Genomic DNA, 14,954 nt, shown 5'->3' with positions numbered 1-14,954 from the left:
CGGCCTAACTTACTACATTACCTACCACTCTGGCAGGCGCCGTCTGTAACCCTTTGTGAAACACTTTCTACAATATTCGCTAATGCTCACGGGACGAAATACGAAAAACCTATCGCCCCGGTCGAAAAACCTCTTATTCCTCACTGCGACCACGGAAACCGCGGCCAAGCAGGTATTGCTCACGGGAGCGATCACGCGATGATTTCGGCTTGCGCGCCGTGACCTTCTCGAACTGCTTGCGCACGCTCTTGTGGTATTCGTCGAAGCCTTCACCCTGGAAGACCTTGATCAAAAAATCACCACCTGGCTTCAACACCCGAGTCGCAAGATCCAGTGCCAACTCGCACAGGAACATCGATCGCGGCATATCAACAGATGCCAATCCACTCATATTGGGGGCCATATCGGAAATCACAAGGTCCACCTCGTTTTTTCCAACCGCTTCAAGGATCTGCGCCAGCACGGCGTCCTCGGTAAAGTCGCCCTGAATGAAGGTCACATCCGGGATGCTGTCCATTTCCAGGATATCGGAAGCGATCAGTGTGCCTTGTCCACCAATCAGACGACTGGTCACTTGGGACCAGCCGCCCGGGGCGGCGCCCAAGTCGATCACGCTCATGCCTGGACGGATCAAACGGTCTCTTTCCTGAATCTCCAGCAGCTTGTAGCTGGCGCGGGAACGATACCCGTCTTTTTGCGCCATCTTCACGAATGGGTCGTTGAAATGCTCTTGCAGCCATTTAAGACTTGTCTTGGAACGGGCCACGGGCCACCTCAAAAATAAAACGGGTCGTGATTAAGTGGGCGGTCCCGGACTTGCTCGGGTAAACTGGCCGCCGCTTTTTACAAGATCAGACGCAGGGGTCAGATTATGCCGCTCACTCAAGAGCAGAAGAAACAATACAAATCCATTGGCCACCATCTGAAACCGGTTTTGACTGTGGCTGACAACGGTTTGACTGAAGGTGTACTCGCCGAACTGGAACGCGCCTTGGGCGATCACGAGCTGATCAAGATCAAGCTCAACATCCTCGATCGCGAAGCCCGCCTGGCTGCCGTTGCCGAACTGTGCAAAACCGGCAAGGCAGACCTGGTGCAGGTCATCGGCAAGATGGCGCTGATTTATCGCAAGAATTTCAGCGTCAACAAGCAACTGTCGAACGTTCACCGCTTCAAGTGATACCAAAGGGTCAAGGGTGTGCCTCGCACACCCTGCCACTCCATCCGGGAACCGGCTGCAACACCAGCACCAAACCGGAAAAACCCAGCACCAGGTAACTGAATACCTGCCATTGGCTCGCATCCGGCCAGCCAAGATGTACGGCAAAGAACATCCCACACGCGTACAACGACATGAGCAGCAATTGCCCACGAATGTCGCGCCATAGACTGGCAAGGCCCTCGGCCTGAACCAGCACCAACGCCTGAAACATTACGCACGCCGCGGAAAAACCCACCAGCAGCGCCGTCAGCATGCCTGCGATTTCATCGATGAGCAGCGGTGCCAGGCCCACTCGACCCAGCACCGGCAGCAAACCGATGTGCAGCAACCAGACGCCGCCCACCCACAACATCTGGGTGAGCTGCCAGATCATGGCGCCCGCTCGCAGCGGGCGCCTTCGTTCAGATGTGACGGACTTCGACAATCTCATACTCGATGACACCACCCGGTGTCTTCACCGCCACGACATCGCCCTCTTCCTTGGCAATCAAGGCACGAGCAATGGGTGAACCGACGGAAATCTTGCCGAGCTTGATGTCAGCCTCGTCCTCGCCAACGATCTGGTAAGTCACGCTTTCATCGGTCTCGACGTTGGCGATTTCCACGGTAGTGCCGAAAATCACTTTGCCGGTATGTGGAATCGTCGTGACATCGATGATCACCGCATTCTGCATTCGGCCTTCGATGTCACGGACACGCGCCTCGACCATCCCCTGCTCCTCTCGGGCAGCGTGGTACTCAGCGTTTTCCTTGAGATCGCCCAGCTCACGCGCTTCACCGATAGCCTGGCTCAAGCGTGGGCGCTCGACCTTGGTCAGGAAAGCGTGTTCTTCTTCCAGGGCCTTCGCGCCCTGAACAGTCATCGGGTATTTGGTTATGCTCATGCCTTCAATCCTGCATGTAGATCCTGCAAGCGACGTACGGTCTTCTCGGGACCGAACTTGAGCGCTTCGCAGATCGCTTCGCCTGCCGCAATGGTCGTGGTGCAGTAGATCTTGTGCTGCAGCGCATTGCGACGAATGGAGTAGGAATCGGCGATCGATTGACGACCTTCGGTGGTGTTGATGATCAGCGTGACTTCGTCATTCTTGATCATGTCGACCACGTGCGGACGCCCCTCGGTCACCTTGTTCACGCGGCGCACTTTCAGGCCTGCGGCTTCGATCAGCCTGGCAGTACCGGCAGTGGCGACCACTTCGAAGCCCAAGTTGATCAGATCACGGGCTACGCCTGCAACCAGTGGCTTGTCGTCATCACGCACGCTGATGAACGCCGTGCCACCAGTCGGCAACACTTCGCTGGCACCCATCTGGGCCTTGGCGAACGCTTCACCGAAGGTATCGCCCACGCCCATCACTTCACCGGTGGACTTCATTTCCGGGCCGAGGATCGGGTCCACGCCAGGGAACTTGGCGAACGGGAACACCGCCTCTTTCACGCTGTAGAAGTTCGGAATGATTTCTTTGGTGAAGTTCAGCTCTTTCAGGGTTTTGCCGGCCATGACCCGTGCTGCGATCATCGCCAGGGAAACACCGATGCACTTGGAGACGAACGGCACGGTCCGGGAAGCGCGCGGGTTGACTTCGATGACGTAGATGTCTTCGCCCTGCAGGGCCAGTTGCACGTTCATCAGGCCGACGACGCCCAGTTCCAGGGCCATTTTCTTGACCTGTTCGCGCATCTCGTCCTGGATGTGCGCCGGCAGCGAGTAAGGCGGCAGCGAACAGGCGGAGTCACCGGAGTGAACACCGGCCTGCTCGATGTGCTGCATGATCGCGCCGATCACCACGTCCTTGCCGTCGCTGACCGCGTCCACGTCCATTTCGATGGCGCAGTTGAGGAAGTGGTCCAGCAGCACCGGGCTGTCGTTGGACACCTGGACCGCTTCGCGCAGGTAACGCTTGAGTTCGTCTTCCTGATAGACGATTTCCATCGCTCGGCCGCCCAGTACATAGGACGGACGCACCACCAGCGGATAACCGATCTTGGCGGCGGCACGAATCGCTTCGTCTTCGCTGCGCACGGTGGCGTTTGGCGGCTGACGCAGGTTCAGGCGCTCGACCATTTGCTGGAAGCGCTCACGGTCTTCGGCACGGTCGATCGCATCCGGGCTGGTACCGATGATCGGCACACCGGCGGCTTCGAGGGCGCGAGCCAGTTTCAGCGGCGTCTGGCCGCCGTACTGGACGATCACCCCTTTTGGCTTCTCGACGCGGACGATTTCCAGCACGTCTTCCAGGGTCACGGGTTCGAAGTACAGGCGATCGGAGGTGTCGTAGTCGGTGGACACGGTTTCCGGGTTGCAGTTGACCATGATGGTCTCGTAACCGTCGTCGCGCAGGGCCAGTGCCGCGTGTACGCAGCAGTAGTCGAACTCGATGCCCTGGCCGATCCGGTTAGGACCGCCCCCCAGGATCATGATCTTGTCCCGGGTCGATGGCGCGGCTTCGCACTCTTCTTCGTACGTGGAGTACAGGTAGGCGGTGTCGGTGGCGAACTCGGCCGCGCAGGTGTCGACGCGCTTGTAGACCGGGAACACTTCCAGCTTGTGACGATGGGCGCGCAGGCTCTTCTCGGTCACACCCAGCAGCTTGGCCAGGCGCATGTCGGAGAAGCCCTTGCGCTTGAGGCGGAACATCGTGTCGCGATTGATGCTGGACATGCCCAGGGTCTTGACCTTCTCTTCTTCCTTGATCAGATCTTCGATCTGTACCAGGAACCAAGGGTCGATCATGTTCATGCCGAAGATCTGCTCGACGGTCATGCCAGCGCGGAAGGCATCGGCCACGTACCAGATACGCTCGGCACCCGGCACGGTCAGCTCGCGCTTGAGCACGCTCATGCTTTCCGGATCGTTCAGGTCCAGCTTCGGATCGAGGCCACAGACGCCCACTTCGAGGCCGCGCAGGGCTTTCTGCAGGGATTCCTGGAAGGTCCGGCCGATGGCCATGACTTCACCGACCGACTTCATTTGAGTGGTCAGGCGGGCATCGGCCTTGGCGAACTTCTCGAAGGCGAAGCGCGGCAGCTTGGTCACGACGTAGTCGATGGACGGCTCGAAGGACGCCGGGGTCTTGCCGCCGGTGATGTCGTTCGACAGTTCGTCCAGGGTGTAGCCCACGGCCAGCTTGGCGGCGACCTTGGCAATCGGGAAACCGGTGGCCTTGGACGCCAGGGCCGACGAACGGGATACCCGCGGGTTCATCTCGATGACCACCATGCGACCGGTGTTCGGGCAGATGCCGAACTGGACGTTGGAACCGCCGGTTTCCACGCCGATCTCACGCAGTACCGCCAGGGAGGCGTTACGCAGGATCTGGTATTCCTTGTCGGTCAGGGTCTGGGCCGGTGCGACGGTGATCGAGTCACCGGTGTGCACGCCCATCGGGTCGAAATTCTCGATGGAGCAGACGATGATGCAGTTGTCCTTTTTGTCGCGGACAACTTCCATTTCATATTCTTTCCAGCCGATCAGGGATTCGTCGATCAGCAGTTCCTTGGTCGGCGACAAGTCGAGACCACGGGCGCAGATTTCTTCGAATTCTTCACGGTTGTAGGCGATGCCGCCACCGGTGCCGCCCATGGTGAAGGATGGACGGATGATGCATGGGAAGCCGAGGCGTTCCAGGACGGCGTTGGCCTCTTCCATGCTGTGGGCGATGCCCGAGCGTGGACAGTCCAGGCCGATGGATTTCATCGCCTTGTCGAAGCGCGAACGGTCCTCGGCCTTGTCGATGGTGTCGGCGTTGGCGCCGATCATTTCCACACCGAACTTCTCCAGGACGCCTTCGCGCTCCAGATCCAGGGCGCAGTTCAGCGCGGTCTGGCCGCCCATGGTCGGCAGCAGCGCGTCCGGGCGTTCCTTCTCGATGATCTTGGCAACGGTCTGCCACTTGATCGGCTCGATGTAGGTGGCGTCGGCCATGGCCGGGTCGGTCATGATGGTGGCTGGGTTGGAGTTCACCAGAATGACGCGGTAACCCTCTTCGCGCAGGGCTTTACAGGCCTGGGCGCCGGAGTAGTCGAATTCGCAGGCCTGGCCGATCACGATCGGGCCAGCGCCGAGAATCAGGATGCTTTTTATGTCTGTACGTTTTGGCATGGGTTTGTCACTCAAATCCGCAGGTCAGTCGGCTAGGCCGTCGAACAATCTTTGAAGCGCCCGAGGGGGCCGCCGCACTCGGGGCCGCCCTCGGGCTTCACGCGGTCAGCGTCGCTTGGCCATCTCGTTGATGAAGCGATCGAACAGGGGCGCTACATCGTTCGGGCCCGGGCTCGCTTCAGGGTGGCCCTGGAAGCTGAACGCGCTCTTGTCGGTCCGCTCGATACCTTGCAGCGTGCCGTCGAACAGCGACTTGTGAATCGCACGCACATTGGCCGGCAGGGTCGCTTCATCCACCGCAAAACCGTGGTTCTGGCTGGTGATCATCACCACGCCGGTATCCAGGTCCTGCACCGGGTGGTTGGCACCGTGGTGGCCGTGGCCCATTTTCAAGGTCTTGGCGCCCGAAGCGAGGGCCAGCAGCTGGTGACCGAGGCAGATACCGAATACCGGGATCTCGGTTTCCAGCACGTCCTTGATCGCCTGGATCGCGTAGTCGCAAGGCTCCGGGTCACCCGGGCCGTTGGACAGGAACACGCCGTCGGGCTTGAGGGCCAGGACGTCGGCGGCCGGGGTCTGGGCCGGCACCACGGTGACGCGGCAGCCACGCTCGACCAGCATGCGCAGGATGTTCAGCTTGACGCCGTAGTCGTATGCCACCACGTGGTAGGGCAGCTCGGAGGCCTCGATCGTCGCGTGACTGTCGGTCTTCAGGTCCCAGACCGTGGAGCGCCATTCGTATTGTTTCTGGGTGCTGACGACTTTCGCCAGATCCATGCCCTTGAGGCCAGGGAACCCCTGGGCAGCGGCGATGGCGGCTTCTTCGGAAATGTTGTCGCCAGCCATGATGCAGCCGTTCTGCGCGCCTTTTTCCCGAAGGATGCGGGTCAGGCGGCGGGTGTCGATACCGGCGATCGCCACGACATTGTTGGCTTTCAGGTAATCGGACAGGGACATCGTGTTACGCCAGTTGCTCGCTACCAACGGCAAGTCACGGATGACCAGGCCGGCGGACCAGACACGATCGGACTCGGCGTCTTCCGGCGTGGTGCCGGTGTTGCCGATGTGCGGGTAAGTCAGGGTAACGATTTGCTGGGCGTAGGAAGGATCGGTAAGAATTTCCTGATAGCCGGTCATTGCGGTGTTAAACACCACCTCACCAACGGTCTGACCGTCGGCTCCAATGGCTTCGCCGCGAAAAATGCTGCCATCAGCAAGGGCGAGTATGGCTGGCTTAGTCAAGAAGACCTCCCGTAAATAAAGCCTGAAAGGGCGATCGCAGGTTGTAAAAAAGCGGAGTGACGTATGGACACGTCACCCCGCTTGTTCACTGAATTATTCTGCGCGCTTTTAGTGGACACACTAAAGCTGTAGCTTACAGAAAAAGGCTTTTTTGGTCCACCGCTAATGAGCCTTAAAGGCAGGGGAATGCGACAGGCCGTCGCGAAGCGGTGTAAAACGGGGCGCAGTATAACCTGAACCCCGCCCTCAATGGCATCAACGCAGGTCGAGAACGTCCTGCATGTCGTACAAACCGGGCTCACGGCCATCCAGCCACAGCGCGGCACGTACAGCGCCCTTGGCAAAGGTCATCCGACTGGATGCCTTGTGGGTGATCTCCAGGCGCTCGCCTTCAGTGGCGAACAACACGGTATGGTCACCCACCACATCGCCACCGCGCACAGTGGCGAAACCGATGGTATCGCGCTCACGGGCACCGGTATGCCCTTCACGCCCGTACACGGCGACTTTCTGCAGATCACGCCCCAGCGCATCGGCAATCACTTCACCCATGCGCAAGGCCGTTCCCGAAGGCGCGTCGATCTTGTGCCGGTGATGGGCCTCGATGATTTCGATATCGGCATCGTCACCCAAGACCCGGGCCGCCATGTCCAGCAGTTTCAGCGACAGGTTCACGCCCACGCTGAAGTTCGCCGCGAACACGATCGGAATGTCTTTGCCCGCATCGGCCAGCAATTGCTTTTGCGCAGCATCCAGCCCCGTCGTACCGATCACCATGGCCTTGCCGTGCTTGCGGCAGATCGTGAGGTTTTTCAGCATCACTTCCGGCAGGGTGAAATCGATCAGCACATCGAACTCGTCGAGCACTTTCTCCAGGCCGCCGGACATCGGCACGCCGATACGCCCCAGCGAGGCCAGCTCGCCAGCATCGGCGCCCACCAGCGTACTGTCGGGCCGCACGATGGCCGCCGTCAGGCCGGAGAGTGGCGAGCGCTGCTGCACCGCCTCGACCAGCGCCTTGCCCATGCGCCCCGCAGCGCCCATCACAGCTATACGTCGCATGCGAACTCCTTACAGGTCGCCGAAGAAGCGCTTCACGCCTTCGAACCAACCGGTGGTTTTCGGAGAGTGGCTGTTGTCATCGGCCAGCGAGCTGCGGAACTCCTCCAACAGCTCACGCTGGCGCCGACTCAAGTTGACCGGCGTCTCCACCGCCACACGGCACATCAGATCACCCGCACCACCGCCACGCACTGGCGCGACGCCTTTGCCACGAATCCGGAACTGCTTGCCGGTCTGCGTGCCCTCGGGGATCTTCAGCTTGACGCGACCGTCGAGGGTCGGGATCTCGAGCTCGCCACCCAAGGCTGCATCGACGAAGCTGATCGGCACTTCGCAGAACAGGTGCTTGCCGTCGCGCTGGAAAATCGCATGCTCTCGCACGTTGATGACCACATACAGGTCGCCAGTCGGGCCACCCTGGGCACCCGCCTCGCCTTCGCCAGACAGGCGAATGCGGTCACCGGTATCGACACCGGCCGGCACTTTGACCGACAGCGTCTTGTACTCTTCGACGCGCCCTTCGCCGTGGCAGGAGTCGCACGGGTCGGAAATGATCTTGCCTTGGCCATGGCAACGCGGGCAGGTCTGTTGGACCGAGAAGAAGCCCTGTTGCATGCGAACCTGGCCGATGCCGCCGCAAGTCGGGCAGGTCACGGGCGAGGAGCCCTTCTTGGCACCCGAGCCATCGCACGGCTTGCAGTTGACCAGTGTCGGCACACGGATATTGACGGTGGTACCGCGCACCGCCTCTTCCAGGTTCAACTCCAGCGTGTAGCGCAGGTCACTGCCACGCTGAGCGCCACCACGGGCACCGCCACGACCGCCGCCGAAGAAATCGCTGAACACATCACCGAAAATATCGGAGAAGTTCTGGCCGCCGAAACCGGCACCGCCGCCACCCATGCTCGGGTCGACGCCGGCATGCCCGTACTGGTCGTAGGCCGCGCGCTTGCTGGAATCGGACAGAACTTCGTAAGCCTCGTTGGCTTCCTTGAACATCTCTTCCGACGCTTTATCGCCGGGATTACGGTCCGGGTGGTGCTTCATCGCCAGGCGACGATAAGCCTTTTTCAGCTCTGCCTCGCTGGCCCCCCGCTCGACACCCAATACTTCGTAAAAATCACGCTTCGCCATTAGTCTTTGCACTCTTATAGGACGTCCGGCAAACCTCTCCTGAACCTTGCCAAACTCGTTGAGCCCCAATGCAGGCCCGGACCCAACACACGTCAATTCAACGATCCTGGTCTTGGGTTTGCAGGAGAAGTGCCTGCGCGACGATCAGGGGGCGTTGAAAGCAGGCTCGAAATGCTCATTTACTAAAGTAAACTCCGCTTTCTCGCCTGCTTTCGCCTTGCCTGATCGCCGCTCGGCGACTTCTCCTACAAACCCATATCTTTCAGCCAGGGCCCCGGCCAAAACGCAGTGCCCATCGCCGGAAAGCAGGAGCATTCCCGAACGCACCGCCAACACCCGAACACTGTCGCATGCTGTAAAAATTCATTAGCTCCAGACACGCCAACGCGGGAGCAAGCCCCCGCGCGGCGACATCCTACCAGCCACCGCACAAATGCAGTCAACCGGCCGACCAACAAGCGATTACTTGTGGTCTTTCACTTCTTCGAACTCAGCATCGACAACATCGTCGGCTTTCTCGGCCGACTCGCCCTGCGCAGCCGCGCCTTCGGCAGGCTGGGCCTGTTCGGCGTACATCTTCTGAGCCACTGGCGCGGAGACCTTGGACAGCTCTTCGATCTTCGCTTCGATGGCGGCCTTGTCATCGCCTTTCACGGCAGCTTCCAGGGCAACCACGGCCGCTTCGATGGCGGTTTTCTCTTCCGCGGTCACTTTCTCGCCAGCATCAGCGATCATCTTGCGGGTCGAGTGCACCAGGGCGTCGCCTTGGTTACGGGCGCTGGCCAGCTCTTCGAACTTGCGGTCTTCCTCGGCGTTGACTTCAGCGTCGCGAACCATCTGCTGAATTTCTTCCTCGGACAGGCCGGAGTTGGCCTTGATCACGATCGACTGGGTCTTGCCGGTGGCCTTGTCTTTCGCGCCGACGTGCAGGATACCGTTGGCGTCGATGTCGAAGGTCACTTCGATTTGTGGCACGCCACGTGGCGCTGGCGGAATCTCGGCCAGGTCGAACTTGCCCAGGGACTTGTTCTGGGCAGCCTGCTTGCGCTCACCTTGCAGCACGTGGATGGTCACGGCGCCCTGGTTGTCGTCGGCCGTCGAGAACACCTGGGATTTCTTGGTAGGAATCGTGGTGTTTTTCTCGATCAGCGCGGTCATCACGCCGCCCATGGTTTCGATACCCAGGGTCAGTGGGCTGACGTCGAGCAGCAGAACGTCCTTCACGTCACCGGCCAGAACGGCGCCCTGGATGGCAGCACCCATGGCAACGGCTTCGTCCGGGTTCACGTCCTTACGCGCTTCTTTACCGAAGAAGTCGGTGACCAGCTTCTGAACCAGCGGCATACGGGTCTGACCGCCCACCAGGATCACGTCGTTGATCGAGCCAACGTCGATACCGGCGTCTTTCATGGCAATGCGGCAAGGTTCGATGGTGCGCTGAACCAGGTCTTCCACCAGCGCTTCGAGCTTGGCGCGGGAGATTTTTACGTTCAGGTGCTTAGGACCGGTGGCGTCTGCGGTGATGTACGGCAGGTTCACATCGGTCGACTGGCTCGAGGACAGTTCGATCTTGGCTTTTTCAGCGGCTTCCTTCAGGCGCTGCATGGCCAGCGGGTCACCCTTGAGGTTCATGCCGCTTTCTTTCTTGAACTCGTCGACGAGGTAGTCGATCAGGCGGATGTCGAAGTCTTCACCACCGAGGAACGTGTCACCGTTGGTTGCCAGTACTTCGAACTGGTGCTCGCCGTCGACTTCAGCGATCTCGATCACCGAGACGTCGAAGGTACCGCCACCCAGGTCGTAAACGATCACGGTGTGATCGCCCTTGGCCTTGTCCATACCGTAGGCCAGAGCGGCTGCGGTCGGTTCGTTGATGATACGTTTTACGTCCAGGCCCGCGATGCGGCCGGCGTCTTTGGTCGCCTGGCGCTGGCTGTCGTTGAAATAGGCAGGAACCGTAATGACCGCCTCGGTCACCGCTTCGCCGAGGTAGTCTTCGGCGGTTTTCTTCATTTTCTTGAGGATTTCAGCCGAGATCTGTGGCGGCGCCATTTTCTGGCCGTTCACTTCAACCCAGGCGTCGCCGTTGTCAGCCTTGGCGATTTTGTAAGGCACCATCTTGATGTCTTTCTGGACGACTTCTTCGTCGAACTTGCGACCGATCAGACGCTTCACCGCGTACAGGGTGTTATGCGGATTGGTCACAGCCTGACGCTTGGCCGACTGGCCAACCAGAATCTCGCCATCATTGGCGTACGCGATGATCGACGGCGTGGTACGCGCGCCTTCAGCGTTTTCAATAACCTTGGCCTTGCCGTTTTCCAGCACGGAGACGCACGAGTTGGTGGTCCCCAGGTCGATGCCGATAATCTTGCCCATGTTAACTCTCCCGGAACTTGGATTTTGTTGCCGCAGCAGTGGTGGCTAACTGCGGTAGCACTTAAACGCTTGACTTATAGATGGGGCCGCTGCGCCCGATTTCAAGCCTGCTCGTCGATAGAAGGCGAAACCGGTGCCGGCGCCTTGCTGACCACGACCATGGCCGGGCGCAACAGGCGGCCGTTAAGCAGGTAGCCTTTCTGGAAAACCTTCAGAACACTGTTTGGCTCGACGTCAGCACTTTCCTGCATCGCCATGGCCTGGTGATGCTCGGCGTTGAAGGGTTCGCCATGCGGATCCAGGGCTTCGAGCTGATAACGCTTGAGGGTGTCCTGGAACATTTTCAGGGTCAGCTCGATGCCTTCACGCATCGCACGGATGTTCTCGTCGTCCGGGTTGGACAGCTCCAGGCCGCGCTCCAGGCTGTCGATGATCGGCAGCAGGTCGCCAGCAAAGCGCTCCAGGGCGAATTTATGAGCCTTTTCCACATCTTGCTCGGCGCGACGGCGGACATTCTGCAGGTCGGCGGCTACACGCAACGCCTGATCCTGCGCACCGGCCAGTTGCTCTTCGAGCACTTGTACACGTGCCGCCAGGTCTTCACCGGAATCCTGGGAAGCCTGATTGGCGTCTAGATTTTGCGTGTCCTGCGTCTGTTCGTCAGCCATAGAGATTTCTCCTTTCAACTTCGTCCGCGAGCTCGACTCGCGCTTCTGCCCCGGTATATGGGGCCGGGTTTTCCAGCTTCAAGGGCCACCTGACGAATTAACCTTACAAAAAGCAGCTGCATAATCATTCCTAGCGGCGCTAAGAAAATGACTTTCCCAAGCAAATCGAGCTAAGCACGGGCATTGTCAGGCTGAAACAAAACACTGTATAAATAACCAGACCTAAAGCCTGGGAGCGGCCTTATGCTGGTGCACCTGTCCGTACACAACTACGCCATCGTCGAACACCTCGACCTCGAACTCGATCGAGGCATGAGCGTGATCACCGGTGAAACCGGCGCGGGCAAGTCGATCATGCTCGACGCCCTGGGCCTGACGCTGGGCGACCGCGCCGACAGCGGCGTGGTGCGCCCCGGAGCGGACAAGGCCGACATCCTGGCGACGTTCGACTTGGTCGACATCCCCGAGGCCAGCGCCTGGCTGGCCGAGCGCGACCTGGACACCGACGGCCTGTGCATCCTGCGCCGGGTCATCACCGCCGAAGGCCGCTCCCGAGGCTACATCAACGGCACGCCCTGCCCCCTGGGCGACCTCAAGGCCCTCGGCGAACTGTTGATCGACATCCACAGCCAGCATGAACACCAATCCCTGCTCAAGACCGATACCCATCGTCGCCTGCTGGATGAATACGCCGGCGCCACCGACCTGGCCCGGCAGGTCCAACTGGCCGCCCAGCGCTGGCGCCAGACCCGGCAGGAACTGGACCGCCTCTCCAACTCCGGCGACGAACAGCGTGCCCGTCACCAGTTGCTGAGCTACCAGCTCGAAGAGCTGGAAAACCTGGCCCTAGGTGAAAATGAGCTGGAAGAACTGGAGCAGGAACACAAGAACCTGACCAACGCCGAAACCTTGCTGGGCATCTGCCGCCAAGTGGTCGAACAATGCAGCGAGAACGATTCGGGCAATGTGCTCAATGCCCTGACAGCGAGCCTGAACCGACTCTCCAGCGTGAACAACTCGGTGGGCGCCCTGAACGAAGCGACCAACCTGCTGACGAGCGCGCAGATCCAGGTCGAGGAAGCCGTTGGGGAACTGAACCGTTTCCTCGATCACTTCGACGCCGACCCGGCACGCCTGCAGTACCTGGAAGAGCGCCTGGACACCATCTATACACTGGCGCGCAAGCACCGCATCCAGCCAACCGACGTTGCCGAACTCCAGCAGCGGCTGCTGGAAGAACTGGAAACCCTGAACGCCAACGATGAATCCATCGAGCGCCTGGGGGACGAACTGGCTTCCTATGCCCGTCATTACCAGGAAAAGGCCAAGGAGCTCAGTGAACTGCGACGCCAGGCCGCGACAGGGCTGGCCAGTGCCGTGGAGCAGGAGATCCAGCGCCTGGGCATGCCGGGCGGACGCTTCACCATCGAATTGCGCCCCAACGCCGGTGACGAACTCCAACCCAATGGGCTGGAACAGGTTGAGTTGCTGGTCAGCGCCAACCCCGGGCAACCGCTCAAGGGCCTGGCCAAAGTCGCCTCCGGCGGTGAGTTGTCGCGGATCAGCCTGGCCATCCAGGTCATTACCGCGCAGACCTCTCGTGTGCCGACGCTGGTATTCGACGAAGTGGACGTGGGCATCGGTGGTCCAACCGCGGAAACTGTCGGCCAACTGCTGCGCCGACTGGGGGAACGCGGCCAGGTGCTGACCGTCACTCACCTACCCCAGGTCGCCGCCCAGGGACACCAGCATTTATTCGTGCATAAAGTGCGTGGCGAGGACGCTACTCGCACCGCCGTGTCCAAACTCAACAAAAACGAGCGGGTGGAAGAGGTGGCGCGCATGCTCGGGGGGATCGACCTCACCAAGGAATCCCTGGCCCACGCGAAAAAAATGGTCGTTACCGCGAAAATCTGAGCACGACAGAAAGCACGAAGGCGACCCTGGGGTCGCCTTCGTTCGTTTCGCGAACCTCAAGTCCGCGCGACATGCTTACTTTTTCTTGCGTACATACAGCACAAGATTGTGATCAACCATCTCGAAGCCATACTTGTCGACGATTGCTTTCTGCAGCCGCTCGATTTCTTCGTCGAAGAATTCGATGACTTCACTGGTCTCGACGTTGACCATATGGTCGTGATGCTTGCCGTCGTCCAGTTCGAAGACCGCATGGCCTCCGTCGAAGTTGTGTCGCACCACAAGGCCAGCTGCCTCGAACTGGGTCAGAACACGGTAAACCGTGGCCAGACCGACGTCCTCACCAGCCTCCATAAGCGCCTTGTAGACATCCTCGGCACTCATGTGGCGTTGCTCTGCGGAATCGAGCATTTGTAGAATCTTGACCCGTGGCAGGGTCACTTTGAGGCCGGCTTTGCGTAGTTCGCTATTTTCAACCATGGTCAGCTTTCTCGCGATGCTGCTTCGCAGCTTCTCTTAATGCGGGTATGATCGGCGTTTACGTTGTCCCAGCCAAGATAGTGGAAGTCGCCCACCGATGCAAAACACCAAGCTCTTGCTAACCAGTTTCACCTTTGTGGGACTGCTCGCACTCGCCGGTTGTTCATTCCCCGGGGTTTACAAAATCGACATCCAGCAGGGCAATGTCGTCACGCAGGACATGATAGACCAGTTACGCCCGGGAATGACCCGCCGGCAAGTACGGTTTATCATGGGCAACCCCCTGCTGACCGACACGTTCCATGCCGATCGCTGGGATTATCTGTACAGCTTGCAGCCAGGCGGCGGTGAGCGCCAACAGGAACGCATCAGCGTTATCTTCAACTCTAACGACCAACTCGTCAGTTTGTCGGGCGATTTCATGCCCGGCGTGAGCCGCGACGAGGCCATCATGGGCCAGGACAGCGGCACCACCGTGACCGACCCGGCCCAGAATGCCGAACAGCCGAAACCGGAAAAACCGGCCAAGCCAGGTTCGTTGCTGGACCAGATCCAGAAGGACGTGGACAAAGTCGAGACCGTACCGGTCCCGACACCCGAGCCCCTGGACACCTCGCCGCAATAAATTGCGACATGAAAAAACCCGGCATGCCGGGTTTTTTATTGCCTGCGATTCAGCGGATACGACTCACTTAAGAACGTAGATGAATCCGTGGCGAGGGAGCTTGCTCCCGCTGGGCTGCGTAGC

Annotated in this window: 13 protein-coding genes; 3 read left to right on the top strand and 10 right to left on the bottom strand. The window is 59.8% G+C overall.

The window, feature by feature from the left end; translation table 11 throughout:
* Positions 1-133: 133 nt before the first annotated feature.
* Positions 134-766: a 23S rRNA (uridine(2552)-2'-O)-methyltransferase RlmE gene (rlmE, locus tag AC515T_RS04065; RefSeq protein WP_496531532.1), complete on the bottom strand. Its 633-nt coding sequence runs from the start codon at positions 764-766 to the stop codon at positions 134-136.
* Positions 767-871: 105 nt separating this feature from the next.
* Between rlmE and AC515T_RS04060 the strand changes: the two genes are divergently transcribed.
* Positions 872-1,180: a YhbY family RNA-binding protein gene (locus tag AC515T_RS04060; protein WP_003177852.1), complete on the top strand. Its 309-nt coding sequence runs from the start codon at positions 872-874 to the stop codon at positions 1,178-1,180.
* 10 nt (positions 1,181-1,190) lie between these two features.
* On the opposite strand, the gene AC515T_RS04055 is transcribed toward AC515T_RS04060, so the two are convergent.
* The 8 genes from AC515T_RS04055 to grpE all read right to left on the bottom strand — a co-directional run bounded on the left by AC515T_RS04055 (position 1,191) and on the right by grpE (position 11,809).
* Entirely contained in the window at positions 1,191-1,595 is a 405-nt protein-coding gene (locus tag AC515T_RS04055; RefSeq protein WP_092328556.1) for an MFS transporter, read from the bottom strand.
* A 28-nt stretch (positions 1,596-1,623) separates the two neighbouring features.
* Positions 1,624-2,100 (bottom strand): transcription elongation factor GreA, encoded by a 477-nt coding sequence (greA, locus tag AC515T_RS04050; protein ID WP_030139783.1) that lies wholly within the window; start codon positions 2,098-2,100, stop codon positions 1,624-1,626.
* Between the two features lie 2 nt (positions 2,101-2,102).
* Positions 2,103-5,324: a carbamoyl-phosphate synthase large subunit gene (carB, locus tag AC515T_RS04045; RefSeq protein ID WP_122569139.1), complete on the bottom strand. Its 3,222-nt coding sequence runs from the start codon at positions 5,322-5,324 to the stop codon at positions 2,103-2,105.
* Between the two features lie 105 nt (positions 5,325-5,429).
* Positions 5,430-6,566: a glutamine-hydrolyzing carbamoyl-phosphate synthase small subunit gene (gene carA, locus AC515T_RS04040; RefSeq protein ID WP_053118343.1), complete on the bottom strand. Its 1,137-nt coding sequence runs from the start codon at positions 6,564-6,566 to the stop codon at positions 5,430-5,432.
* Positions 6,567-6,821: 255 nt separating this feature from the next.
* Positions 6,822-7,628, bottom strand: a complete 807-nt coding sequence (dapB, locus tag AC515T_RS04035; protein WP_122569137.1) for a 4-hydroxy-tetrahydrodipicolinate reductase — start codon at positions 7,626-7,628, stop codon at positions 6,822-6,824.
* Between the two features lie 9 nt (positions 7,629-7,637).
* The gene (gene dnaJ / locus AC515T_RS04030) at positions 7,638-8,762 is read right to left on the bottom strand and encodes a molecular chaperone DnaJ (RefSeq protein WP_030139779.1); all 1,125 of its coding nucleotides are present in this window, start codon (positions 8,760-8,762) and stop codon (positions 7,638-7,640) included.
* A 462-nt stretch (positions 8,763-9,224) separates the two neighbouring features.
* Positions 9,225-11,141 (bottom strand): molecular chaperone DnaK, encoded by a 1,917-nt coding sequence (gene dnaK / locus AC515T_RS04025; RefSeq protein ID WP_014336568.1) that lies wholly within the window; start codon positions 11,139-11,141, stop codon positions 9,225-9,227.
* A 101-nt stretch (positions 11,142-11,242) separates the two neighbouring features.
* On the bottom strand, positions 11,243-11,809 hold the full coding sequence (grpE, locus tag AC515T_RS04020) for a nucleotide exchange factor GrpE (RefSeq protein WP_496531531.1): 567 nt from the start codon (positions 11,807-11,809) through the stop codon (positions 11,243-11,245).
* A 243-nt stretch (positions 11,810-12,052) separates the two neighbouring features.
* Between grpE and recN the strand changes: the two genes are divergently transcribed.
* Positions 12,053-13,726 carry a DNA repair protein RecN gene (gene recN, locus AC515T_RS04015; protein WP_496531530.1) on the top strand — a complete coding sequence of 558 codons (1,674 nt, stop codon included), beginning with the start codon at positions 12,053-12,055 and terminating at the stop codon, positions 13,724-13,726.
* A gap of 75 nt (positions 13,727-13,801) precedes the next feature.
* Here recN and fur read toward each other — a convergent pair whose 3' ends face one another.
* Positions 13,802-14,206, bottom strand: a complete 405-nt coding sequence (gene fur / locus AC515T_RS04010; protein ID WP_003197684.1) for a ferric iron uptake transcriptional regulator — start codon at positions 14,204-14,206, stop codon at positions 13,802-13,804.
* 97 nt (positions 14,207-14,303) lie between these two features.
* On the opposite strand from fur, the gene AC515T_RS04005 reads away from it, so the two are divergent.
* A complete protein-coding gene (locus tag AC515T_RS04005) occupies positions 14,304-14,831 on the top strand; it encodes an outer membrane protein assembly factor BamE (RefSeq protein WP_496531529.1) in 528 nt (175 codons plus the stop codon).
* Positions 14,832-14,954 lie beyond the last annotated feature (123 nt).

This window comes from Pseudomonas sp. FSO-7 (assembly GCF_059579345.1).
Note: the sequence above shows the minus strand (reverse complement) of the source record. Positions and strands in the feature narration are given on the sequence as shown.